We start from the raw sequence: 1,118 nt of genomic DNA, 5'->3' as shown, positions 1-1,118 counted from the left end.
GCGGCTTGACGGCAGCGGTGCCGCACTGGGTGCAGTAGCCGTCGTCGGCGACCGCTCCACCGCAGGAGTGGCACGCGGGCACTGCTCCCGCTGCCGCGGCCGGCGTCGCCGCCGTCGGCACCTCCTCCAGCGGCTCGCCCGCTGGTGCCGCCGCTGCCACGCCGGCCTCCGCACGGGTGCCAGCGGTCGCAGGTGTGCCAGCGCTTGCGGGGGTGCCCAGGTCGGCGCCGCAGCCCTCGCAGAACCGCTCGCCCGCGCTCACGTGGCTGCCACACGACGGGCAGGGGGTCGCCTCATCGGTCATCGCAGGGTCCACCGCCGCACGCCGTTGGCCCGATCGACGAGCGTCACCTTCGTGTCCCGGTCGTCGGTGATCGCGGCGAGTTCGCGCAGGGCCGACTCGAGGCCGTCGCGCAGCGCCGGCTCGGATGCCGGATGCCCACCGAGGCGGATCGTGGAGTCTCCGCCCCCGCCCTGGACCAGCTCCAGGGCCTCGGAGAACACCTCGACCCGAAAGCGTGACCGGTCCGTCGGGTCGATGGTGAGGTTGTCGATGCTGTCGAGCGCCTGGGCCAGGGAGGGCAGGCCGCCGCCGGACGAGGCCAGCAGGCCGGCCCGGCGCCGTCGAGCCCGGGTGAACGCCCTGCTCGTGCCGGGGACGAGGTCGAGGGCGCGCACGGCTCCTGCGACGTCACCGCGCGCGGCGCGGATGCGCGCCAGGCCGAAGGCCGCGGGAGCGATGTAGTTGGCGTCGGTTCGGGCACACACGGTGTAGAGCGACTCGGCGACATCGGCCTCTCCCCCGCTCTCGCAGGCGAAGGCCAGCGCCAGTTTCGGAGCCAGCTCACCGGGGACCTGCCCGTAGACGGCGTTGAAGGCGCTCTGCGCCTGCGTGGTGTCACCTCGGGCCAGCGCGAGCAGACCCGACATCCACACCGCCCGCCAGTCCCACGGATCGTTGGCCAGCAGGGTCTGCACGGCATCGTCCACGCGCGCACCCTGGGCTGCCTCGAGGCCGGCCCTGGCCCGGGCCAGCAGCACCTCCGCGCTGATCTCGGGGGCTCCCTGGAGCGCCTCGAGCCGCTGGAGCGGGTCGTCGATGCTGACCGTGCGCAGCC

The 1,118-nt window shown here is 74.5% G+C and carries 2 protein-coding genes; both read right to left on the bottom strand.

Annotated elements, in window-relative coordinates:
- Window positions 1-304 (bottom strand): zinc-ribbon domain-containing protein (locus tag PLL68_RS15935; RefSeq protein ID WP_502910745.1); only part of this gene is annotated, 304 nt, incomplete at its 3' end.
- A partial coding sequence (locus PLL68_RS15670) for a tetratricopeptide repeat protein (protein ID WP_324535689.1) occupies window positions 301-1,118 on the bottom strand: 818 nt, incomplete at its 5' end. The genes PLL68_RS15935 and PLL68_RS15670, both read right to left, overlap by 4 nt.

Source organism: Ornithinibacter sp. (assembly GCF_035443565.1).
Classification (GTDB): Bacteria; Actinomycetota; Actinomycetes; order Actinomycetales; family Dermatophilaceae; genus Fodinibacter.
Note: the sequence above shows the minus strand (reverse complement) of the source record. Positions and strands in the feature narration are given on the sequence as shown.